The organism is Danxiaibacter flavus (assembly GCF_041060425.1).
GTDB classification, from domain to species: domain Bacteria; phylum Bacteroidota; class Bacteroidia; order Chitinophagales; family Chitinophagaceae; genus Danxiaibacter; species Danxiaibacter flavus.
The window spans coordinates 217,475-239,408 of sequence record NZ_JAULBC010000006.1 but is presented as its reverse complement, the minus strand read 5'-3'; the positions used below and the strand labels follow the sequence as shown (position 1 = coordinate 239,408).

General features: G+C 40.2%; 24 protein-coding genes and 3 tRNA genes. 12 read left to right on the top strand and 15 right to left on the bottom strand.

The genetic code is table 11. The annotated features are described in order from the left end of the window. Nucleotides 1-2 precede the first annotated feature (2 nt). Nucleotides 3-809, bottom strand: coding sequence for an SDR family oxidoreductase (locus QTN47_RS18210; protein ID WP_369330838.1), 807 nt, complete (start codon nucleotides 807-809; stop codon nucleotides 3-5). A gap of 164 nt (nucleotides 810-973) precedes the next feature. Between QTN47_RS18210 and QTN47_RS18205 the strand changes: the two genes are divergently transcribed. The 6 genes from QTN47_RS18205 (at nucleotide 974) to QTN47_RS18180 (ending at nucleotide 3,569) form a co-directional block, all read left to right on the top strand. Continuing rightward, nucleotides 974-1,046: transfer RNA gene (locus QTN47_RS18205), tRNA-Lys, on the top strand. A 51-nt stretch (nucleotides 1,047-1,097) separates the two neighbouring features. Continuing rightward, a tRNA-Lys gene (locus QTN47_RS18200) sits at nucleotides 1,098-1,171 on the top strand. Nucleotides 1,172-1,224: 53 nt separating this feature from the next. Further along, nucleotides 1,225-1,298 (top strand) — tRNA-Lys (locus tag QTN47_RS18195). Nucleotides 1,299-1,378: 80 nt separating this feature from the next. Then, the gene (locus QTN47_RS18190; RefSeq protein ID WP_369330837.1) at nucleotides 1,379-1,744 is read left to right on the top strand and encodes an ISAon1 family transposase N-terminal region protein; all 366 of its coding nucleotides are present in this window, start codon (nucleotides 1,379-1,381) and stop codon (nucleotides 1,742-1,744) included. Then, on the top strand, nucleotides 1,725-2,708 hold the full coding sequence (locus tag QTN47_RS18185) for an ISAon1 family transposase (RefSeq protein ID WP_369330836.1): 984 nt from the start codon (nucleotides 1,725-1,727) through the stop codon (nucleotides 2,706-2,708). The genes QTN47_RS18190 and QTN47_RS18185 overlap by 20 nt, the downstream gene beginning before the upstream one ends. A 396-nt stretch (nucleotides 2,709-3,104) precedes the next feature. Then, nucleotides 3,105-3,569 carry a YgaP-like transmembrane domain gene (locus QTN47_RS18180; RefSeq protein ID WP_369330835.1) on the top strand — a complete coding sequence of 155 codons (465 nt, stop codon included), beginning with the start codon at nucleotides 3,105-3,107 and terminating at the stop codon, nucleotides 3,567-3,569. A 47-nt stretch (nucleotides 3,570-3,616) separates the two neighbouring features. Here the strand turns inward: QTN47_RS18180 and QTN47_RS18175 are convergent, their stop codons facing one another. Genes QTN47_RS18175 through QTN47_RS18165 form a run of 3 tightly spaced genes read right to left on the bottom strand, consistent with a single transcriptional unit; the run spans nucleotide 3,617 to nucleotide 6,604 of the window. Next, complete coding sequence (locus tag QTN47_RS18175; RefSeq protein ID WP_369330834.1) at nucleotides 3,617-4,291, bottom strand: ABC transporter ATP-binding protein; 675 nt, start codon at nucleotides 4,289-4,291, stop codon at nucleotides 3,617-3,619. A gap of 10 nt (nucleotides 4,292-4,301) precedes the next feature. Then, nucleotides 4,302-5,564 carry an ABC transporter permease gene (locus QTN47_RS18170; RefSeq protein ID WP_369330833.1) on the bottom strand — a complete coding sequence of 421 codons (1,263 nt, stop codon included), beginning with the start codon at nucleotides 5,562-5,564 and terminating at the stop codon, nucleotides 4,302-4,304. Further along, nucleotides 5,561-6,604, bottom strand: coding sequence for an efflux RND transporter periplasmic adaptor subunit (locus tag QTN47_RS18165; RefSeq protein WP_369330832.1), 1,044 nt, complete (start codon nucleotides 6,602-6,604; stop codon nucleotides 5,561-5,563). Before QTN47_RS18165 ends, QTN47_RS18170 begins: the two co-directional genes overlap by 4 nt. A 324-nt stretch (nucleotides 6,605-6,928) precedes the next feature. Between QTN47_RS18165 and QTN47_RS18160 the strand changes: the two genes are divergently transcribed. The 3 genes from QTN47_RS18160 to QTN47_RS18150 all read left to right on the top strand — a co-directional run bounded on the left by QTN47_RS18160 (nucleotide 6,929) and on the right by QTN47_RS18150 (nucleotide 8,685). Then, the gene (locus QTN47_RS18160) at nucleotides 6,929-7,504 is read left to right on the top strand and encodes a Crp/Fnr family transcriptional regulator (protein ID WP_369330831.1); all 576 of its coding nucleotides are present in this window, start codon (nucleotides 6,929-6,931) and stop codon (nucleotides 7,502-7,504) included. Between the two features lie 61 nt (nucleotides 7,505-7,565). Beyond that, nucleotides 7,566-8,015 (top strand): carboxymuconolactone decarboxylase family protein, encoded by a 450-nt coding sequence (locus tag QTN47_RS18155; protein WP_369330830.1) that lies wholly within the window; start codon nucleotides 7,566-7,568, stop codon nucleotides 8,013-8,015. A 25-nt stretch (nucleotides 8,016-8,040) separates the two neighbouring features. Beyond that, the gene (locus QTN47_RS18150; RefSeq protein WP_369330829.1) at nucleotides 8,041-8,685 is read left to right on the top strand and encodes an HD domain-containing protein; all 645 of its coding nucleotides are present in this window, start codon (nucleotides 8,041-8,043) and stop codon (nucleotides 8,683-8,685) included. Between the two features lie 77 nt (nucleotides 8,686-8,762). On the opposite strand, the gene QTN47_RS18145 is transcribed toward QTN47_RS18150, so the two are convergent. The 5 genes from QTN47_RS18145 to QTN47_RS18125 form a co-directional block, all read right to left on the bottom strand. After that, complete coding sequence (locus QTN47_RS18145; RefSeq protein ID WP_369330828.1) at nucleotides 8,763-9,188, bottom strand: VOC family protein; 426 nt, start codon at nucleotides 9,186-9,188, stop codon at nucleotides 8,763-8,765. A 98-nt stretch (nucleotides 9,189-9,286) separates the two neighbouring features. Further along, on the bottom strand, nucleotides 9,287-10,174 hold the full coding sequence (locus QTN47_RS18140) for an alpha/beta fold hydrolase (RefSeq protein ID WP_369330827.1): 888 nt from the start codon (nucleotides 10,172-10,174) through the stop codon (nucleotides 9,287-9,289). Between the two features lies 1 nt (nucleotide 10,175). After that, the gene (locus QTN47_RS18135; protein WP_369330826.1) at nucleotides 10,176-10,667 is read right to left on the bottom strand and encodes an SRPBCC family protein; all 492 of its coding nucleotides are present in this window, start codon (nucleotides 10,665-10,667) and stop codon (nucleotides 10,176-10,178) included. Between the two features lie 4 nt (nucleotides 10,668-10,671). Further along, entirely contained in the window at nucleotides 10,672-11,052 is a 381-nt protein-coding gene (locus QTN47_RS18130) for an ArsR/SmtB family transcription factor (protein ID WP_369330825.1), read from the bottom strand. A gap of 202 nt (nucleotides 11,053-11,254) precedes the next feature. Further along, nucleotides 11,255-11,680, bottom strand: coding sequence for an SRPBCC family protein (locus QTN47_RS18125; RefSeq protein WP_369330824.1), 426 nt, complete (start codon nucleotides 11,678-11,680; stop codon nucleotides 11,255-11,257). A 182-nt stretch (nucleotides 11,681-11,862) separates the two neighbouring features. Here QTN47_RS18125 and QTN47_RS18120 point away from each other — a divergent pair, with 182 nt between their 5' ends. Then, nucleotides 11,863-12,858, top strand: coding sequence for a helix-turn-helix transcriptional regulator (locus tag QTN47_RS18120; RefSeq protein WP_369330823.1), 996 nt, complete (start codon nucleotides 11,863-11,865; stop codon nucleotides 12,856-12,858). Nucleotides 12,859-13,621: 763 nt separating this feature from the next. After that, entirely contained in the window at nucleotides 13,622-14,368 is a 747-nt protein-coding gene (locus tag QTN47_RS18115) for a DUF4397 domain-containing protein (RefSeq protein ID WP_369330822.1), read from the top strand. Nucleotides 14,369-14,496: 128 nt separating this feature from the next. Here the strand turns inward: QTN47_RS18115 and lepB are convergent, their stop codons facing one another. The 4 genes from lepB to QTN47_RS18095 all read right to left on the bottom strand — a co-directional run bounded on the left by lepB (nucleotide 14,497) and on the right by QTN47_RS18095 (nucleotide 18,298). Then, a complete protein-coding gene (gene lepB / locus QTN47_RS18110; RefSeq protein ID WP_369330821.1) occupies nucleotides 14,497-16,035 on the bottom strand; it encodes a signal peptidase I in 1,539 nt (512 codons plus the stop codon). Nucleotides 16,036-16,130: 95 nt separating this feature from the next. Beyond that, the gene (locus QTN47_RS18105) at nucleotides 16,131-17,237 is read right to left on the bottom strand and encodes an MFS transporter (RefSeq protein WP_369330820.1); all 1,107 of its coding nucleotides are present in this window, start codon (nucleotides 17,235-17,237) and stop codon (nucleotides 16,131-16,133) included. A 233-nt stretch (nucleotides 17,238-17,470) separates the two neighbouring features. Then, complete coding sequence (locus QTN47_RS18100; RefSeq protein WP_369330819.1) at nucleotides 17,471-17,923, bottom strand: SRPBCC family protein; 453 nt, start codon at nucleotides 17,921-17,923, stop codon at nucleotides 17,471-17,473. A 141-nt stretch (nucleotides 17,924-18,064) separates the two neighbouring features. Continuing rightward, nucleotides 18,065-18,298 (bottom strand): hypothetical protein, encoded by a 234-nt coding sequence (locus QTN47_RS18095; RefSeq protein WP_369330818.1) that lies wholly within the window; start codon nucleotides 18,296-18,298, stop codon nucleotides 18,065-18,067. A 75-nt stretch (nucleotides 18,299-18,373) separates the two neighbouring features. On the opposite strand from QTN47_RS18095, the gene QTN47_RS18090 reads away from it, so the two are divergent. Further along, on the top strand, nucleotides 18,374-18,841 hold the full coding sequence (locus QTN47_RS18090) for a nucleoside deaminase (protein ID WP_369330817.1): 468 nt from the start codon (nucleotides 18,374-18,376) through the stop codon (nucleotides 18,839-18,841). A 16-nt stretch (nucleotides 18,842-18,857) separates the two neighbouring features. Here QTN47_RS18090 and QTN47_RS18085 read toward each other — a convergent pair whose 3' ends face one another. Both QTN47_RS18085 and QTN47_RS18080 read right to left on the bottom strand, forming a co-directional pair. Beyond that, complete coding sequence (locus QTN47_RS18085) at nucleotides 18,858-19,040, bottom strand: hypothetical protein (RefSeq protein WP_369330816.1); 183 nt, start codon at nucleotides 19,038-19,040, stop codon at nucleotides 18,858-18,860. 593 nt (nucleotides 19,041-19,633) lie between these two features. Beyond that, nucleotides 19,634-21,787: a glycoside hydrolase family 3 N-terminal domain-containing protein gene (locus QTN47_RS18080; protein WP_369330815.1), complete on the bottom strand. Its 2,154-nt coding sequence runs from the start codon at nucleotides 21,785-21,787 to the stop codon at nucleotides 19,634-19,636. Between the last annotated feature and the right edge of the window lie 147 nt (nucleotides 21,788-21,934).

Here is a 21,934-nt window from a genome sequence, read left to right as displayed (position 1 = left end):
AGTTATTTTACGAGCTCTCCGTTTTTAAAAAAGAATTTATATACCAACGAGTCAGCTAACGCAGGAAAAAACTTGTTCATAAAAACAGTTTGCTTTCCTTTAGCGGTCAACACAAGGGTTCTCTTACGTTTTTCAATTGCATGCAGGATATGTGAAGCACATTCTTCAGCAGTCATAAGACTTTTTTCATCAAGCGGAGACTCACCCTGCGGCTGTGCATTTTTATCTAATGCTACATTACGGATATTTGATGCGGTAAAGCCAGGGCAAACCCACATCACATTTACACCAGTGTACAACAATTCAGTACGCAATGCTTCCATCCATCCGTTGAGCGCATATTTTGACGCAGAGTATCCTGAACGGCCCGGCAATCCACGGAAGCCGGCAATAGATGAAACACTTATTATTTGTCCTCTTTGTTTAAGGATATGTGGTAGTGCAAATTTGGTACAGTATACAGCGCCCCAGAAATTTACATCCATCAATCTGCGCAATGTTTCTACTTCTGTTTCAGCAAACATGGCGCGCATGGAAAGCCCTGCATTATTGATCATGATATCAATTGTGCCAAATAGCTTAATGGTTTGATCGATGAAATTCTGACAATCAATTTCTTTGCTTACGTCCGCAGTATAAATAAGTAAAGGCTTACCGGGATAATGTGTTTGAAGCTGGTACAGCTTATCATAATTACGTCCACATGTAGCAACCTTTGCTCCTTTCTGCAGCAATGCATCAACCAATGCTTTACCTATACCTTCTGACCCGCCTGTAACGACTACAACTTTATCTTTTAAATATGACATGATGAACGCTTAGTTAATTTGCAAAAGTAACTACTTCAAACTGATTAGCATATTGAAAAAGAGGTTGATAGAATTTTTAAAAAAATAAAAGAAAAATTTGGCACTAATTTAAATTCCCCTATTTTTGCACTCCCAAAACAAAACGGGGTATCTGAAAAAGATAAGATTCCGTAGCTCAGTTGGTAGAGCAATACACTTTTAATGTATGGGCCCTGGGTTCGAGTCCCAGCGGGATCACAGAAAAAAGCCTTCTTTTCGAAAGAATTGAAGGCTTTTTTATTGCAATAAAAATCCAGTAGCTCAGTTGGTAGAGCATCCCGATTTTTTATCGGGAGGGCACTCGGTTTGAGTCCCGGCGGGATCACTGAAAAAAGCTTTCTTTTCGAAAGAATTGAAGGCTTTTTTATTGCAATAAAAATCCAGTAGCTCAGTTGGTAGAGCCCCCCGATTTTTTATCGGGAAGGCACTCGGTTTGAGTCCCGGCGGGATCACAGAAAAATGGGATCAAGCCGAAAAGTTGGGGGATTTTGAAAAAAGACATTTTTTTGTGTCTTTAAAAAGCTTGGATTTTGGAAGAACAGTTTCGGCAATTGATAGAGTTATTATTACCAGAAGGCATATTGACATATTTTGAGTTGGTGAATACAATAAAAGATCATGAAGGCCTTAAGATATATCTGGAAGAAAAGAATATAATACCCGAAGAGTTTAAGGGGCAATTACTTCATTCAAAAGGTTTTTATCCTCAAATAAGCATACAAGATTTTCCCATTCGTGGTCAGGAAGTTCAATTATGTATCAAGCGGCGGCGCTGGGAAATTCAAGATACTAAAGAAATCGTCAGCAGGGATTGGCAACTGGTTCAGTCCGGAACGCGAATAACCAAAGAGTTTGCGGCTTTTTTAAAAGGCATACTTGGACAATCAACCCATTAGCTGCTTTTTGTTAGGGAAGTTTTTCCAGGTAGATGGCAAACAGCTTCAGCAGCAATACAAAGAACATATCAGTGATTTTAGCAGTTGGGAACAGAAAGATCATGCTTGTGACTGGATGTTATTTGAAAACAATGTAGGCGCTCATCTCAGTATTGATGAAACGGCATTGTCTAATGGGGAATTATACACCATTGTAACCAACAAGTCAGCCAGGGGACGTAAAGGCTGTATTGTTGCAATGATCAAGGGAACACAGGCAGAGGAGCTTATTGAAGTATTGAATAAAATTCCTGAACGCATTAGAAAGCGTGTGACTGAAGTAACCATGGACATGGCTGCAGCTATGAGCCTGGTCATTAAGCGATGCTTTCCTCACGCATCCAGGGTCATAGACCGGTTTCATGTGCAAAAACTGGCCTATGATGCAGTGCAGGAAATAAGAATCAAATATCGTTGGGAGGCTCTGGAACAGGAAAATGAACAGATAGCAGCAGCCAAACGTAATAAGCAGGTCTACGAGCCGGAACTCTTATCCAACGGAGATTCAATCAAACAATTATTGGCCCGCAGCAGGTATCTTCTGTTCAAACACCCTACGAAATGGACGCCTTCCCAAAAACAACGGGCAGATTTACTTTTCGAAAGATATCCACTCATTGATCAAGCCTATAAACTATCCATCAGATTAGGCTTCATCTTTAAGAACTGTACCAGTAAAGAACAGGCATTTAAAAAGCTGGCTCTTTGGTATAATGATATTGAAGATTGCGGCATTGATTCATTCAAAACAGTCGCAAGGTCAATACAAGCCCATTACACGTATATTCTTAACTTCTTTAATAATAGAAGTACAAACGCGTCCGCGGAATCTTTCAATGCAAAAATTAAGGCTTTTAGGGCGTCATCCAGAGGTGTAAGGGATATTCAATTCTTTCTTTACAGACTATCTAAAATTTATGCTTGATCCTCCAATCCCCCAAGAATTTAACTTGATCCGAAAAATGCCTTCTTTCCGAAGGAATTGAAGGCTTTTTATTGCAATAAAGATCTGATGGCTAGGTTGGTGGACATCCCCGCTTTTTTAGCGGAATCAGTAACCGCCTGAAATGGTGTTTTTTACCCTATACCTACATACTCTACTCCGAAAAAATCGATAAGTATTATATCCATCTACACTAAATCTTCAGTAATGATATTTTTTATGGCTTCATTCCTCAGAGTAAGTTTTGATCAATCTGTTTTTCGTAAGATCAGCACATCTCATATCACACGGTTATAGTAAAAACAAACCTCTGTTTATGTAACTAAAGTTACCAATCCCGTTAATACTTTTTGCCAACTTTAATTCAAAACAGATAATATGAAAACTAATGTAGGTTCAACCGATCGTTCCATCCGTTTTACAATAGCAGCAGCATTAGCAACATACTATTTACAGTTCCTAAACAATACCGCCGGTACCATTGCTCTTGTAACAGGCATAATAATGCTATTCACGGTATATTTCCGTTTTTGTCCGTTATATTCATTACTTCATATCTCCACGCGTAAACCAGCCATCGATTTCAAAAAAATATTGCAGCAAAATGCGATAATTGTGGACGTCCGTCAGCCAAATGAATATAACCTCGGCCACATCGAAGGCAGTATCAATATGCCTCTTAGTGAGTTATCCGAACAAATTACAACGCTAAAAGGCAAAACAGTTGTGGTATGCTGTGCAAGTGGCGCCCGCAGTGCGGTGGCAAAAAAAATCCTGTCAGCCAAAGGAATCAAAACATTTAACGGCGGTGGATGGAAAAATCTGGAAGGGGATATCAAATAACGCAGCTTCCTTATTTTGAAACTTCTATTTAAAATTGAACAGCTTTGTCAACTTTTTATTTGTCCGTCTGCCATTTCAAGTATACGATTTGATTTGGCAGCAAAGTCGTGATCGTGTGTAACAGTAATAATCGTGTTGCCTTCTTTAACCAATTGATCAAAAATATTAAATATTATCGCGGTATTGGTTGAATCAAGATTACCGGTAGGCTCATCAGCCATAATTATTTTAGGATCATTGATCAAAGCACGGGCAATAGCAACACGCTGCTGCTGACCGCCCGATAACTTGCCCGACAATTTACGCGCATGTTCATGCATATCCATTTGCCGGAGCTTTTCTATTGCATATTCTTCCGCTTCTTTCGGGTTCAGCTTTCCCAGTTTCAAAGCGGGCAACATTACGTTTTCTAATGCAGTGAACTCCGGAAGCAGGAAATGAAATTGAAACACAAAGCCAATATGTTTATTGCGAAAATGCGCCAGATCATTTTCATCGAGCCCCGTTACCCTGATGCCGTTAATATACAGTGCACCTTCATACGCCGTATCCAATGTTGACAGCAAATATAGCAAGGTTGATTTACCACAGCCGGACTTACCCATAATGCAAACAAATTCGCCCTCGCAAACCGACAAGGACACGTCATGCAGCACATGAATCATTGCCGGATCATAAAAGTATTTATTTAGCTTTTCGGCCGTCAATACTGCCTGCGCCATATAATTATTTTTATCCTCGTAAAATAGCTACAGGGTCAACCCTGGACGCCTTAAGTGCGGGTAATAAACCTGCCAGCGCGGTAGTGAGCAGTCCAAAAATCAGTCCCACCACATAATAAAGAGAATTGAAATTAACCGGAAAATGCTTTATCACAATCCATTCATCTTCCGGCCACGAAACCAGTGATAATGCATAGGATAAAAGAAAGCCTAGTAACAGCCCGGCAACTGCACCCACTAAACCAATACATAACGATTGTGATAAAAAGATCTGCACAATGTCTTTCTTTGCAAACCCTTCAGCTTTAAGAATCGCAATATCTTTCATTTTGCCCATGATTACCATGTTCATAATGTTATAGATACCAAATCCGGCTATCAGCAGCAACGTGAAGCTTAATACATAAGTGAATGTATCTCTTATCAGGTTACCGGCTTTTACTGAAGCGTTCACCGTTTCCCAATCCTCCGCTTTGTACCGGTATTTTCTTGCTAAAGAAGAAGCCAATGCCGCCGCGTTTTTCATGTCTTTAAGCTTTAAACGAATGTCAGTAATATAGTCCCGGTTTTTTCCTAATAGCTGTTGCATACTTGCAAGACTTATGTACGCTTTATATTCATCCATAATGGATATTCCGAACTTATAAGTGCCCACAACTCTGAATCTCGACTGCACTCCTGACGGCGTTATAGCAGTTACCATATCTCCGATGTTTACATTTAATTTATTAGCGAGTTTATAACCTAACAGGATTCCATTGTTTGTGGTAAGAAGATTTTCCGGCCTTCCGCCATTCATTTTGTCTGAAAGCCCAAACAAACGGTCTTCTTCTCTGATATCTACACCGTCAACAACAATACCTAATTGAACGGGACCATAATTAAAAAGTAGTTGCGCAGAAACAAGTGGTGATACAACCTGTATTTCATTGAACTTATGGAGATCACTTATAATACCGGGCGCATTTTTCAAATTGAGCGTAATTTGTTTTGGCCGGGGATGTCGAATAACAATCCAGCTTTGCGGTGATTCACCAAAATACTGTTGTGCAACAGAAAAAGAATAATCAGTTTTATAGTCATTGTAGATACGGATATCCGGGGTAACAGAAAGCATGATATTTTCAAAAAAATCATTCATCCCTTTCATAAAGCTCATCATCAAAATAAACATGCCTATTCCAAATGTTACACCCAACATAGCAATTATGGTCTGGCGTTTACGAGACAGCAGGTGCGCTCTCACAATCTTAAAATTTACGGGCAACATCATGGCTCATTAAATTTTGAAGATGGCATAACCGCTGTTTTCTCGTCTACGCCCGAAATAATCTCAACGTTATCCAGCGTGGTAATGCCCGTTTGAATCGCTATTTTTTTTGCTCCCCTGCTTTCGCGTATCCAAATACTGTCATTTCCGGACAATACGTTCCGAGGCAAAACCAATACTTTATTTTTCTTCTGTATAACAATGTTTGCCTCAACCGAGCTATGAATAAAAAAGGAAGCAGGCTGCCTGGTAAAAACAGCGTCTACCCGAAATGTCTGATCCTGATCGTTCATCACCGGGTAGATGTATTTTACGACTGCTTCATATATTGTATCAGCTGTAATATCTGTTTGTAATAATACCTGTTGACCTGTTTTTATTCTTCCGATATCCTGCTGATCTACTGCCAGACGAATTACCTGACTCGCCCGCTCGCCTATTAAAGCCACTGTCTCATTTACATTAACAGTTTCTCCTGCTTCCTTAAAAGTCTGGTACACAACCCCATTGCGATCGCTTCTTATGAAATATTCTTTCAGGCTTTTTCCCGCGGCCGTCAACTGACTGCGGGCATTGCTATAGGACACCTGCAGATCATTTAAAGCGGCATAATATTTTTGCTCAGCGATCTTTTTCTGGTTAACGGACAGCTGATAATTAATATACATATTATCAAGGTTTCCTTTAGTCCCAATATCCTGAGCCCATAAATCCTTGTATCGGTAATAAGTAACTGAGTCGTTACTGCACTTCATGACCGCACTTTGCAAAGTCAGCTTCAGATCATTAAGTAATGGTGAATTGTCAGAGAGATTTGCAGTTACCACATTATAATTCTTAAGTGCAGCATCGTATTTTTCCTGCACACCTTCGCTACTAACAATGTATAGCAGTTGTTGTTTCTGTATAGTGTCCCCATCCTTCACAAGTTTCTTAATAATAGTACCGTTGCTAAGCGCAGCAAGCCTGTACTCATTTTCCGAAACGATCTTACCAGAAGCATAGACTACTTCGATAATATCTTTTCGCTCAGGATAAATCACCGGTATATTCTTACACGCGTCAGAGCATAGCACAGTACTAACCAGGAGAGCAGTCCGAAACCTGTAGATTACACCTCGAAACATTGTCAAGACCCTTCTCATAATGTGCAGATGATAAAACAAAGCTATTCTTGTACATCTTAAGAATGAATGATAAGCCGCAGCGCTATTGCTGATTGTCATCAATCCCGATACCGCGATTGCCATCGATTCCTGGTGACTGTTGAAATTAGCCCATATCGACCTGAACAATTATTCTGACTTAAAGAATAATATTTAAAAAAGACAATTACAATAATTTTGCGTAAAGCAAGCTAATTATCAGTGATACAACTTCTTATAGCCCACATAGAAAAATTCAGTTCGATTCCTGCGAACAAAGCCAGTCTACTGGAACCTTTCTTCGAGCATAAAATATACAAAAAGAAGGAACTACTATTGACCGAGGGGCAACGATGTTATGAAAAGTTTTTTATTGTAAAGGGATGTGTGCATTTGTTTTACCTCAGACAAAATGGTACCGAACAGACGATAGACTTTGCTTTGGAAAATTGGTGGACTTCAGACTTTACTGCCTTTCAACAAGGTGCCGGCGCACAGTTTTCAATTCGCGCCGTTGAAAATACAGAAGTATTATCTATCACTGCTGAACGGCAACGCAAACTCTTAAAACAGGTTCCTGAGCTTAATGAATATTTTCATTATATATTCCAGAAAGCATACGCCGCGAGCCAAATGAGATTTAGATTTCTTTTTGAATTTTCAAAAGAAGAACTATATCAACATTTCTTAAAGCATTTTCCGGGATTTATTCAACGCGTGCCACAATACCTGCTTGCCTCTTTTCTGGGTTTCACGCCTGAATATCTAAGTGAAATCAGGAAAAAATATATTTCTTAAACTGGTTTAAGCGACAAGGCTTTTATGTTTTCCAACTTTGCCAAAACAAAATCAAAACGATATGGCAAAAGTAATTAAACATCGTCTGGATGTATGGAAAGAGCAACCTTTGTACTGGGATCTGATAGCGAAAATGGATAAACACCTGCATGAGTCTACAGTATCTATGACGCTGCTGGATATTATTAAAATCCGGGTTTCGCAAATCAATAAATGCGCTTATTGTATTGACTATCATACACAGGAAGCTTTAAATAACGGAGAAACATCCCGCCGGATATTTGCTTTGTCTGCATGGCAGGAAAGTCCATTATTCACCAGCGAAGAGCGGGCTGTTCTCCAGGTAGCAGAGGAAATGACCTACATTTTTAATCATGGTGTTTCAGACCAGGCGTACGAAAATCTCAAATCCTATTTTACAGACCAGGAAATAGCTCATATTTTCATTAGTATCTGCCACATGAATTTTTTAAATCGTGTGGGCATTTCAACCAAGACAGCAGCAATTTAAAGGTTTTACCAATAAAAAGAAAGGCATGGGAACAGCCAAAATTATCGCAGGGATTAAAATGCCCGACAGCGCAATGACAAGTCAGGCAACTGAACTATTGCGCGAATATGGTTCAGAACTTCTGTACAACCATTCATTAAGAACGTTTCTATTCGCCGCGCTGAACGGTCAGCAAAATAATATACAGTTCGACACGGAACTTTTGTACGTCAGTGCAGTATTTCACGACCTGGGTCTGACATCGCATTATCGCAGTGAGGATAAAAGATTCGAAGTTGACGGAGCTAATGCTGCACGAGACTTTCTTAGCGGCCATGGTGTTTCACCGCAAATGCTTCAGTTGGTTTGGGATGCTATCGCACTTCACACCTCGCCTGGTATCGCAGAATATAAGGAACCGGAAGTGGCATTACTGAACTATGGAGTTGCTCTGGATGTGGTGGGCAAAGGGTACGAAAAACTGTTGGAAAGTGACCGGCATGAAATTCTCGGACAATTTCCTCGCGATGGGTTTAAGAAGAATATTATTCCGACTTTTTTTGATGGCTTTAAACACAAACCGCACACAACCTATGGCAGCATTAATGCAGACATCTGTGCCTGCATGATCCCTGGATACCAAAGAAAAGACTTTTGCGATTCGATTCTGCAATCGCCGTGGCTGGACTAAGGAACCAAGCAATATTTGCTGTTCGACGTGCGCTAACATTTCGAACAGCAAGTATGAAGTTTTTTGATATAATTTTTCTACGCAAGCTCTTCAGTCGAACCTTCATTAAATTTTTGGATTGCCTCACGGGTAAGGGGTGCAAAAAAATTTATAAGATTGCCATCTGTGTCTCTGAATAGAAAAGATCTGTTGCCCCAGGGCATTGTTGTTGGCTTTTGCACGATTAAGTCCTGAACGAAGCCAGCCAGCCTATTGTATTCATCATCTACATCATTTACCCGAAATTCGATTATCGCCGTGCGATTTTGAGCAGCCTTTGCAACCTCATCACCCCCAAATAATTCCAAGGTCTTTGTACTGCCGATAGCCAGTATCGCTGAAGGAGTTTTTAGTTCGGCAAAATCTTCTGTATATAGTACTGGAGCTATTCCGGTGATATACTCATAAAATGAGCTCATTTTTTTGACATCCTCAGTAATGATTCTGATTGAAACTAGGTGCATAATTCAATTTTTACTTTTTGACGGTTTCTTTTTACGAGCCGAAAGTAAATTTGGATTATGACAACCCTATGTCAGTATGTTTATTCCGCTGTTTGACATTACTTATCAAGAAAATGTTCAATCATGGGAATTACAAATTCTTCTTCTTTATAGTTTGGCTTTAGCGTTGTTATTTCTCCAATGTAATCGCCGTGCCCACCAGGAATAATTGCCAGTTCTGAATTTGCTATCAACCGGTACATTTCGACAGCATGCTCAGGCGTTATCACATCTTTATCTCCAATGACAATTAATGCCGGCGCTTTGATGGATTTCAGTTGCTCATCTGGTATATCTTTAAAATTCACCATTCTCTTAACATCCCTGTCGTGCATTACCTGCAAACCCTTTGGATCCGGTGCAACCTGCATATATGCTTCCTTTAGTTTTTCAGGCATATTCTCCAGCCTTGCATGGTTCATGAAGTCCCAAAACTCCGGAGGCGTTCCACTACGTTTACATAGCGCTGATCCTAAAATAATTTTATCTGCTATTTCAGGATGACGAATGGCTATTTGAACAGTAGTTGTTCCTCCGTTGCTAAAACCAAAAAAGTCTGCCTTGCTAATATTTAAATTCTTCAGAAGTGTCGCTACATCATCGGCATCCTGCTCAAAGGAAAGATCCTTATTTCTGTCGCTGGTCCGGCCATGAGCCTGCAACTCTAAAGCAATAATTTTCCTGTGCCTGGCTAACATCGGAATAACCCTTCCAAATGTTGTTTGAATGGTGGATCCACCTCCATGAAGCAAGACGAGTGGCTGGCCTTGTCCATAGATTTCATAATACATTTTAATACCGTTAACTTCAGAATACCCCTTCTGAAACATCAGGGTATCATTTACCAATAGATTACTACTATGATCATTTTTTGCAGATTGCTTCTTATTGCTAAAGGAAGAAAAAATCAGCAGCGCAACAATAGCGCATAAGGTTGTCTTTTTCATTTTACCCGTTTTGATTGAACAGATTTCGCATTTTGTTGAGCATTTGAAGCCAGCTTGGGTAAGCACCGGTTTTCTTCGCAAGTTCCTGAGAGACTGTTTGTCGCAATTGCAATCTGGTTTTGCCGTTCTCCTCCGTGAATGTCACCGTTACAAGTGTTTTCCCGGGCCAATCAGGATCCATCCCAATGTCCACCGGATTAATGGGATCACCATTTTCGTCTGCGTTCATCAACGTAAATACAATTTTTTCGTTAGGCAAAATCTCTTTGTACGCTCCTATGCACCAGCAATCACCATATTGAGGATTAGATATACACGTATGAAATTGGCCACCCGTTCTAATATCCATTTTTTTGATAAAAAACGTGCATCCATCGGGCGCATACCATTGCATTAATTTGTCAGGATCGGTCCACGCACTAAAAACTCTTTCAATACTGGCGTCGAAGATTTCTTCAATGAAAACTTCATTCTTGGTGATTAGATTTTCCATTATATTATTTTTTTGATTTGCTGATATTAGTTGCCTTTTTCTTGCGTTCTTCAGACACAACTGATGCTTGCAGTTCTTCCTGTTCAAGAAAACGCTTGAGAGTTTTCATTCTGCCAGCCCACAGTTTGTGGTATTGCTCCACCCATTCATGCACTTCATTAAGCTTTTCAAGCCTTGCTTCGCAAAAACGCTCCCGTCCCTGCTGCTGTATATTTAGCAACCCGCATTCAGAAAGAATTTTAAGATGAAGTGAAATTGCCTGACGACTGACATCAAATTGCTCCGCTATTGAGTTAACATTTACAGACTGTTGTGCAATCATCCCTATTATAGCCCGGCGTGTAGGATCTGCTATTGCCTGAAAAACATCTCTGCGTGTCTCCATATTATGCAATCATTTGCTTGCAAATTTATATGCAAGCACTTACTTGCGCAAGTTTTTTTGAAAGTTTTTTTTATGGGCTTTGTAAGCGGTATTTTTATAGCTTTCCCATTACAAAAAAGGCGTTCAAAATCAGCGGATTTTGAACGCCTTTTTTGTAAATATCGTAGGCTATCAGACCGTTTTTTTATAAAAAATTACTAAATTAACTTTCCACAAACTCTTTCAAACCTTTGCCAAGAATATAATTCCACCCTTCTGTAAAGCTCGCCAAAGCAAAATCAGGACTATCCTGGGGAAAAGTTTCCAGGCCGGTATGAGTTAAACGCACTACTGTTTCATGTCCAGTTGGCATTAACTCAAATGTAACAACAGAAGAGCCCGGATAACCTTCATATCTCCATGAATAGGATAACTTTTTAAGAGGATCGACATCTACTACTTTACATAAGTGCTTATACATTTTCTTATCCGATCCTGCAGTAAATTCAAATTCAAAGCCTGGTTCCGGCTTAAACGCAGAAATATCGAAATACCATTTTTTCATTTTAGCGCTATTTGTTATCGCATCCCAAACAGTTTCTGCTGTTGCGTTATACGTTCGCTCTACAACAAGTGGTTCATGTTCCATTGTTTGCATCTTTTAGAAATGATTAAAATAATTTTTCAGATAAAATATGCTCCAACAACCGCACCAAATACAGACTCTTTTTGGATGCAAAAATAATGAAGCCCTTATTTCGGTATAAAAGATCATTAAAACGCGATACCATTTGCGGGATTATGTTATTTTGTATAACCGAAGAAACTTTTATGGCCTTCTCAAAGCCCCTGCAAATATTTTATAAAAATGATGAACACTGGTTTCCCCAGATCGGACCGCAACTAAATGCCGTCTTTGACGACACTACGCTCACTTTTGACAACGAAATCGGTTCGGGGCGAATGTACAAAGCTGAAATTGATGCCGGATTGCGTTTAAGAAGAGTAGAGCTGAAGTTTAACAGGGAAGTTATATTTATCCGTGAGCCTGCACTAAGGCCGGGATATTTTGCACTTGTGTCTAATCTTTCAGATCAATATATTGGAACAATTACCAACGAACACCATTTTAAACTAGGCTCAGGAACGGACAATGGCATCTATTTCAGCTCGCCCCTCCTGGCTGCCTCGTACACTTTTGAACCAGACACGCAATATCATTTAATATTTGTAGTAATCACCTATGACAGACTGAGAAGTTTCATTGCATCTCAGAGTGAAGAACAAAAAAAATTTCTGTACCTGATCATTGATAAAGAAAAACCGGTTTATCATTTTGAATGGCTGGATGCCCATTTTTTAAACATACTAAAAGACATTGATTATCAGCTCGGCCAAAGAAGATCAAACAACTTGCTGCTGCATGCAAGAACGCTTGAGTTATGTTATTACATGCTTCAGCGCGTAGAACAACGTCATAGCAACACGTCCGGACATGTTCATCATGAAGACATTGACAAACTGAATAAGATAAAAAGCCGTTTACTCGAAAAATACGATCAGAAATGCCCTTCAATTGACAATGCTGCACAGGAAGCAGGTATGTCACCGACAAAATTCAAGACACTTTTTAAGCAGGTGTTTGGTCAAACCTATTACCAGTTTTATAAACATGTACGTATGTATAAAGCGAAAGAACTGCTGGAACAGCAAAAGCTTAATGTTTCCGAAGTTGGATATATGCTTGGCTACAATAACCTCAGCAAATTTTCCAAAGCATTCAAAGATGTATTTGATATCACACCGGGAGCTGTTGCGAGCCAATGAGCAAGTACGAAGTACGAAGTACGAAGTACGCTGAGGCGAGAGGCTTACAATCTTTAGCTGGCAACGGTTATAAGTACGAAGTTAGAATTACGAAGTACGCTGGTGCGGACAAGCTTACAATCTTTAGCTGGCAATGGTTATAAGTACGAAGTTAGAATTACGAAGTACATTGGTTCGGGCAGGCTTACAATCTTTAGCTGGCAACGGTTATAAGTACGAAGTTAGAATTACGAAGTACGTTGGTGCAGAAAGGTTCCCCCTTGATCCTTTACTAATTGAATAAATAAGTACGAATTACGAAGTACAAAGTACGCTGGTGCAAGCAGTTTTACTACTTGTATCTATATTTTTTTTGCAAACAAATTAATCGGCAACTGTCATCTTTTAACATTTCATTGTTACGATTCTTTCGCAACTAATAATTGCTAGCCTAACGCAAAACCGTAATGCCTTAATCCTTATACCTGAAACCTGATACCTGACACCCAACGCACCACATCACCCTCCCACCTTTTGGAGCATCATATCGTCTCAATGGGCTAACAACCATCGCAACACCCGTTCTACCTTTGTGGAGTAATAATAAGCGATTCGGTTTTGTAATAATGGGATAAGAAGGAAAAACATATTGTATACACAACATGTTCCATCGCCAGGACTTTTGTTAATGATTTCTTTATTCTCAAAAACATTCTGCCTCCTTTTTTTCAAACCATCAAAACCAGGTGAGACGATAACCAGAAAAATTAAAACTAGTAAGGCAATGAGATTTAGTAAGATGATTTCCGCAACGTTGGCTGTTCTCTTCATTGTTTTTTCGTCGTGTACAAAAACTGACAACGATAGCAATATACCAGCCGCAGGGTTAATGGCTTTTAATCTCGCAACGGATCAACCCGCAACAAATATTACATTATCCGGAAATATTTTACCGGGAAGCCCGATGGACTATCTTAGTTATACAGGCGGTTACCTCAGAATTTTTCCGGGATCCAGAACAGTTGCAGCATTCGATTATTTCACCGGTAGCATGCTGACAAACTCCAGCTATAACTTTGAGCCAAACAAATATTATACACTTTTTGTAATAGGCAATCTGAAAAATTACAGCAACGTAATTGTGAAGGACAATCTTGATAGTTTAGACGCAGCCAAAGGTGGCGCATTCATTCGCTACATTAATGCGATACCAGATTCGGGTAAACCTGTTGTTTCTGTTACAGCTGAAAAAAGCGTGATAGATGAAAATGCGCCGTTCGGAAAAGTTTCTGATTTCACACAGGTAACAGCCGGACAGGTAACCGTGTCTGTAAAAAACGACAACACAATTAATGCAACACGTACAATAAAGCTTGATGAATTAAAAGCTTATACAATCCTGTTAACGGGCGATCCAAAAGCAACAGATTCAACAAAAAAAATACAGATAAGATATATTGAAAATGGCACAGTAACTGATGTGGCAGATCAGAGAACTATAACATCAGCAAATTCAAGAAGCAGCAATTAACCTCCAACAATATTCGAGTTTACATGAGATGATGCGATCCAATATTCCGTGAAAGTCCCAACAAAAAAAAGCTGTAGCAATACAGCTTTTTTATTTATCAATCACATTCAACGTACATGCAGTAACTATTACTTAATCCCTGTAAACAGGCGACTCCATCGGGGCTTCCAGCCGGCAGTATGACTAAACCAAATAAAAGAAGGCTTACCTACAATATGCGTTTCTGGCACAAAACCCCAATAACGGCTATCCTGGCTGTTATGTCTGTTATCGCCCATCATCCAATAATAGTTATATTTAAAAGTATAGCTTGAAGTTTCTTTATCGTTTATAAAAAACTTGCCATTGATCGCTTTAAATGTATTGTGTTCATAGGTATCAATAATCCGCTGGTATAGTGCGATGTTATTCGCGTTCAACTGAACAGTTGCCCCCTTTGCAGGAATTGTCAACGGACCATAGTTATCAAGATTCCATTTATAAGTATCCGTTTTGAAAGGAAACAAATTGGCATCGGCACCGCTCTTGAGATCCGGAGTAACTTTTACGACGCCGTGCAGCTTTTTCACTTTTGCTATATTCCGTTCTGACAAGTACATCACGTATTTATTATCACCAAGGATCTGAAGATCGTCGCTATGTTCAAAGTCATTTCCTGATTCACTATCATTTATAAATTCAAAACCCAGTTCCGCTTCAAGGTAATCCTTCGAAAAGGCAGGACCGTTAGTCTCCACCATATATTCCATTTTTGCATCAGGGGGCACAAATCCTCTTTGTCCGTTTATATAAACAACGCCGTCTTTTATTTCCAGAACATCCCCACCCACTGCCACACAACGTTTAATATAATTATCTGTTTTGTCTGCGGGGTGAACCAACACAGGATAATCCGCCTCTAATGCATCCCTGTTACCCTTATATTGTTCGCGAAGCACATCGTAATACAAAACTTTTGATCCAAATCCGGAAACATTAATAATCGTATCACCTTCCGGCATATTAAATACGATTACATCGTTGCGCTTTATCATAGTAAAACCGGGAAGCCGCTTATAGGGTAACTCTATCCATTTCAGGTAAGATGGCTGTGTTTCAGAACCTGGCATTACGTTGTGCACGAATGGAAAACTCAGCGGTGTTTGCGGCAGGCGGGCCCCGTAACTCATTTTGTTTACAAATAAAAATTCGTTCACCAACAGCGTATTTTCCATACTGCCGCTGGGAATTGCATAAGCCTCAAAAATAAACGTACGGATAATGGTGGCCGCCACTATTGCAAATGCAGCGGCATCAATCCACTCACGCACAGTAGACTTTTTGTATTGGGCCACATGCTTTGCACCTTTAAACGTTTCCCCTTTAGAAAAACCCAGGTAGGGGAAACAAAGGAATGGCGCTAACACGGTCAACGTATGATCAAGCAGGGAAAACTTACCGAAATGCATTACAAAAATGATGGTGATCCAGATAGTTACAAACTGACCTGCAACAGGCACCAACTGCAGCCAGAACCAATAGCGTTTAATATTGCATTTCTCTACAATTTGCCAGGTATTGTAAAAAGGGATTAACGCTTTCCAGCCAGCTATACCGGCTTTCTTAAACATGCCATACATGCCCGCACCCCAGCCGGCAATAAATAGTAAAAGGATAAGCAGCGTCATAGTTAGCTAATTTGCTGTTTAAATTAAAAAACCAAACGCTTAGATAAAGTTAAAAGCGAAGATGTAGCGTGAATAATAGTGCGAACTTTGAATACTCAGATCACTTCACGTGCAGCAAAAACTTTAAAAAGGTATGCGCATAGCAAACACACAACCACCATTAACAACCACAGATACAGATAGCCAAATCTTTGGGCAATAAGGGCCCCGCCCATCGGGCCCACAATGTTTGCAACGGACCAGGACAAGGTGTAGGCTGCAGAATACTTGCCACGGTTATATTCATTGGATCGCTTCATAAAAATGCTGTTCATAAAAGGCATCGCGAGCATTTCCCCGATAGTTATAGCGAGCACAACAAGTAGTGGCATTGCAAATGAAGCGGCTGCAGGCAGTAAGAGAAAACAGTACCCAATAGCAGTGGCAGCAATTCCGGCACTGATATAGGTAAGGGGAGCCGAACGTTTCTCCAGCGCCTTTACCAATATCATTTCAAACACAGCAATTATAACTCCATTAAGACCGAGCGCAATTCCTATAACGGACTCGCCTATATGCTTTTCCTCTTTCCAGTAAACAGGCACAAGCCGGAACAACAAAACGAAGCAAATAGTCCACAGGGTCGAAAGCAACAAAAAGCGCACTGCTGCTCTATCCTTCCATGGAGATTGAATACTCTCGTTATTCTGCGAGTTATCTTTTTCTTTTACAGGCACCTTCCTTGCAGGCAGCAAAATGATGATGAGTATACCTACAAAAATATTTACCGCGCCTTCAACCCTGAAGAGCAAATGATAATTTATGGATGCCAGAAAGCCACCAAGCGCACTACCAACGCCCCAGCCAATATTGATCGCTAAACGGTTTAATGAATAAGACCTGGTAAGGTTATCTGGCGTAGCGTAGCTTGCTACAGCCGTAAGATTCGCAGGACGGAAGGCTTCAACTATAAAGCCGAGCAGGACAATTAAAATGCAGAGAACCGAAAAATTGGTTATTTGTCCGAATACGAAAAAAGCCAGGCCACTGGCCAGTGCTGCCATTATTTGCACAGAACGAAACCCGATTTTATCGCTTAAATAGCCACCGGCGGTAGTCCCTAATACCGAACCAACACCAAACAACGTGACTATAAGTCCAGCATCTTCCAGGCTTCTGTGCATGCCCTGGGTAATATACATACTCATAAACGGTATAGCCATATAGCCACACCTGTTTATTAATATAACTACACTTAACAGCCAGGTTTCTTTACTTAAACCGCTAAAAGAAGAACGATAGGTATTAGCAATGCTTCTGATCATACAACATTCTGCGCCGCAAAGAAAAGCATTTAGTCCTGCAATAAAGAATCTATTGGTTGCCTTCGGCAAGTTTATTACGCAGCAGACAGCAATGCTGTTATAAAAGATTTGAAAGAGGAATGCAATTAAGATTATGCTTCCGCAAGTTTTTTTATTTCAACTAAAATAGGATTCCACCCTTCACCATTGTTATAAGTTTCTTCATAGCGCTTCTGGCCGTTGGCTACGGTTGAAAAGTCGCCCTGTGTAACATCTAACACGGTGTGACCACTTTCGGAAGAGAGCTCATAAGTCACCGTGGTGTAATTTTCAGGAACATCTTCCATTGTTGAATTAGGATCAAAGACAGTGTATGCCAGAAATTTCCCTGGCACAATACTTACTATATGTCCCTTTACTGCAACAAGTTCTGCGCCGTTGAACACCCCCTTCCACAATAACGGGCTGCCGGGCTTCCAGTCAGACACCGTTTCACAGCCAAACATGTACTTTTTTGTCTGTTCGGGATTCACCAGTGCATCCCATACTTTTGATGCAGGAGCATTAATAACGATGGAACTTTTGACGATTAAAGAATTACTCATATTAGCAAGTTTATGATCCGGTAAATAATAAAGTCTTACCTCAAAACCTGGCACTTGTAGCGTAAATATTTCTTCAGGTAAAGCCTTTATAAAGAAGAGTGGTGCAAAGCTAAAAGTTTTTCAATTGAGCAGAAAAGCATTTTATACTTCTTCATATTCGTCTAACGGGCTTTTACCACTTTTTTTGAATGCCTCAACAAAATTGTGATATATGTCGCTTGCGGTTTCAAACTCCATACGAGCCATTGCGTAGTCATTCAATTCATGGTCAACATATCCATCTATTTGCCATAATTCCTTGTCAGCTTGCAGATATTTTTCTGTTTTCTCAGCAAGGTCTTTCTGAAGTGCTTCAAATTTTTGTTTATAAGTCATGTTTTTTTATTTTAAACTTACTAAAAATAATTAACCTCATCCAACAATATTGTTAATCACGCTTATTGCTCAACTATGTCCACGTCAGATAACACATCAGATAAATTAAACACACACGAAGCATATATGTTTAAATGCATTGAACTTGCGCTCCGGGCTAAAGCACAGGGAGAAAGTCCGGTTGGAAGCATTATTGTACAGGGAACTGAAATTATAGGACAAGGCATTGAATCCAACAAAATGCATAACGACGTTACTTTTCACGCAGAAATTGAAGCTATTCGCAGAGCTACTGAAAATTTGAAAAGCCAGGATCTTTCATCATGCATAATGTACACGACGCATGAACCGTGTATTATGTGCTCTTACGTTATCCGTCAAACAAAAATCAAGGCCGTCGTTATTGGTCTGACAAATAAAGAAGTTGGTGGATTAAGTTCAAAATACGCACTGCTGGCTGATTCTTCCATTGCTAAATGGGATAAATCACCAACAATAATTACAGGTATACTTGAAGAAGAATGCAGAAAGCTGGCAAACTAAATATTAGCCGGTATGTTTATTCACGAATCCTTTTTTGCAGCGAAGGTTTCACCTGTTTTAACAGATGAGAATAACTTTTGGCGATGAGAGAACTGTATGAGCTGTGCCCGAAAGATACCATTGAGCCGTCCTGTTTATCAACCAATGTCATTTTCATGTGGCCATCGTCATCCATAGAAAGATTTACATCGTATTTCATTAAAATATGTTTCAACTTTGTAGTATTCCGCATGCCTTTTTGGTTCGAATATACATCAACCAAAATGTTTCATTCAATATTCATTTGATACGCTTGAAAACACAGCGGTTAATACACAAAGCTGGCAAAGTTTTGGGCGTCAGAGTAAAGTTCAACAATAAGAAAAGCGATATTCTTTCACTCTATTTAAACATCAACAGCATAACGGATGTGACTTACCAAAAATCACTTGAGATGATAATTACCTATGAGTTTAAACTACATCGGAATATAGAGGAGTACCGATAAAGCAAATCCCGAAGCCCGCCTGACCGGACGGGCAGGGGATGAAATTATTATAGAGAAATGCAAAAGCCTAAATATATAAACCCAGAATGGGTGACATAGTATAATGTCACCCATTCTGGGTTCAAATAATAGGCCAGGCTTTGCTATAAAAATTTCATCCCTTCGGGATTCCATCAATCAAGTTCGATCGACATGATAAGATCAAATCTGATTAATTTGCTCTTACCAACCAAATTGCTATCTCAAACTTTTAGTGAGATAATAGCATATTTCATCTAACCTTTTAAAACAACAAAACCACTTCGCTAATTGATTTGAATACTTTTTTCAAGAATTTTTTCTTTTGCATTTTTGCCAACAACTATATTGTATCTGCCGTTGTATAATTTCCAGCTTTGTGTGGCTACATCCCATTTCTGCAACTCAGATACAGGCAAGCTTAAATTAGCGCTTGCTGTGCCGCCTTTTGAAATGTGTACTTTTTTAAAGGCTTTTAATTCTTTTACTGGCATACCAGCCATATCAGGATATTCAACATACAGTTGCAACACCTCGTCACCATCATAATTGCCGGTATTGGCAACCTCAACAGTACAATCAATGCGCTCTGTTTTGCTATAACTATTCTTGGGCTGCTGCAACCACTTGCTTGTAAAGGTTGTATAGCTTAAGCCAAAACCGAATGGATACTGGGGCTCGCCCTTAAAATAACGGTAAGTTCTTCCGGCCATATTGTAGTCGCGGTAAGCAGGAAGATCTGAAAGTGCATTGTAGAATGTGACAGGAAGACGACCTCCGGGAGATTCATTACCAAATAACACATCTGCTAAGGCATTACCACCCTGCTCGCCGGGATACCATGCCATCACCACAGCATCAGCATAAGGTTCAATCTCTTTTACATCAATAGCGCTTCCGCCTGTTATTACAACTACAATAGGCTTTTTATGTGCTTCCCTCAACTTTCTTAAGAAAACAACCTGCGACCTGGGCAGCCCCAATGTTTGCCTGTCGCCTGTAGAGGCAGAAAGAAAAGCATCACCCGCCTCGCCTTCAAGCAGCGGTGTCAGGCCAACAACTGCAATAGTAAGATCACTGTTTTGTGAGGCCCAAATACCTCCAAAATGCACTGTGTCGGTAAAATCGCAGCCCTGGTCATACTGAACGGCAGTTGCAAGACCAGCGGCCCTCGTAATGCCTTCTGCAAATGTCACCATGTTATTTGTAACTCCATGATAGTTGCCCATCAATGCATCCAGGTTAGATGAGTTAGAACCTGTAACAATTATCGAAGCATATTTTTCCTTTTGCAGCGGTAATAATCCATTATTTTTCAAGAGTACCATGCTTTGTGCAGCGACCTTTCTTGTAAGTGCTACATGCTGATCGTTGTGTACGCTATCCGCACCATAACGGCTGAATGGCACACGTGATGCATCATCAAAAAAACCGAGCTTAAACTCAGTACCCAATGTTTTAGTCAGTGCATTATCAACATCTGCAACAGTTAACAAACCCTGGTTAATCGCCTTTTCAACATCTCTCTGTAAAATAGAACCGCATTCAAGATCCACGCCAGCTTTAATGGCAGCAGCTGCAACCTCCACCCGTGTGGGATAGGTTTTATGTTGAGAGAACACATCATCCAGCGCGCCGCAATCAGTAACAACATGTCCCTGGAAGTTCCATTCCTTATGCAGAATATTATGCAACAAACTTTCGCCAGTGCAGCAAGGTTGATTATTTACCCTGTTGTAGGCGCACATAACGGCCTCAACTTTTGCGTCAACCAGTTTTTTGAAAGCATACAGGTAAGTTTCGCGTAAATCTTTTTCTCCAATAACGGCATTAAAACTGTCACGCTCTGCTTCTGGTCCGCTATGAACGGCATAATGCTTTGCACACGCTGCAGTTTTCAGGTAATGCGGATCATTTCCCTGCAGTCCCTGCACGAATGCCGTGCCCATGGTTGCTGTAAGAAAGGGATCTTCACCGTAGGTCTCCTGACCTCTGCCCCAGCGTGGGTCGCGAAAAATATTGATATTAGGTGTCCAAAAAGTGAGGCCCATATATTGCCCTCTCCTGTTTTGGCTTACTGCAAGGTTGTATTTTGCACGTGCTTCGGTTGAGATAACAGAACCAACGTTGTTTACGAGGTTATTATCAAAAGTGGCGGCAAGCCCGATAGCCTGTGGAAAAACGGTTGCTTCGCCATTGCGGGCCACACCATGCAATGCTTCATTCCACCAGTTATAAGCAGGTACATCAAGCCTTTCAATTGCGGGACTAACATATCCCAACAAAGAAATTTTTTCTTTCAAGCTGAGCTTTTGTAAAAGGTCTTTTACCCTGTTTTCTACAGGTGCATTGGGGTCTTTATACAACTGAGCGTTTGCAGAACTGTGTAGAATGACTATTCCCAGTACTGCGGCCAGGCGGAAAATACTTTTCTTTCTCATGCGAAAATTCTTATTGTGGGTAAAAATAAATGCTTCTTCTCAACAGGTTTGCCCGTTGTAGTGCGAAGCTAAGAACTGACAAAATAATATCAGTAAAAGATGATACGATTGCGTGATTTGTGCATTTTCTTCATGAAAATAAACCGG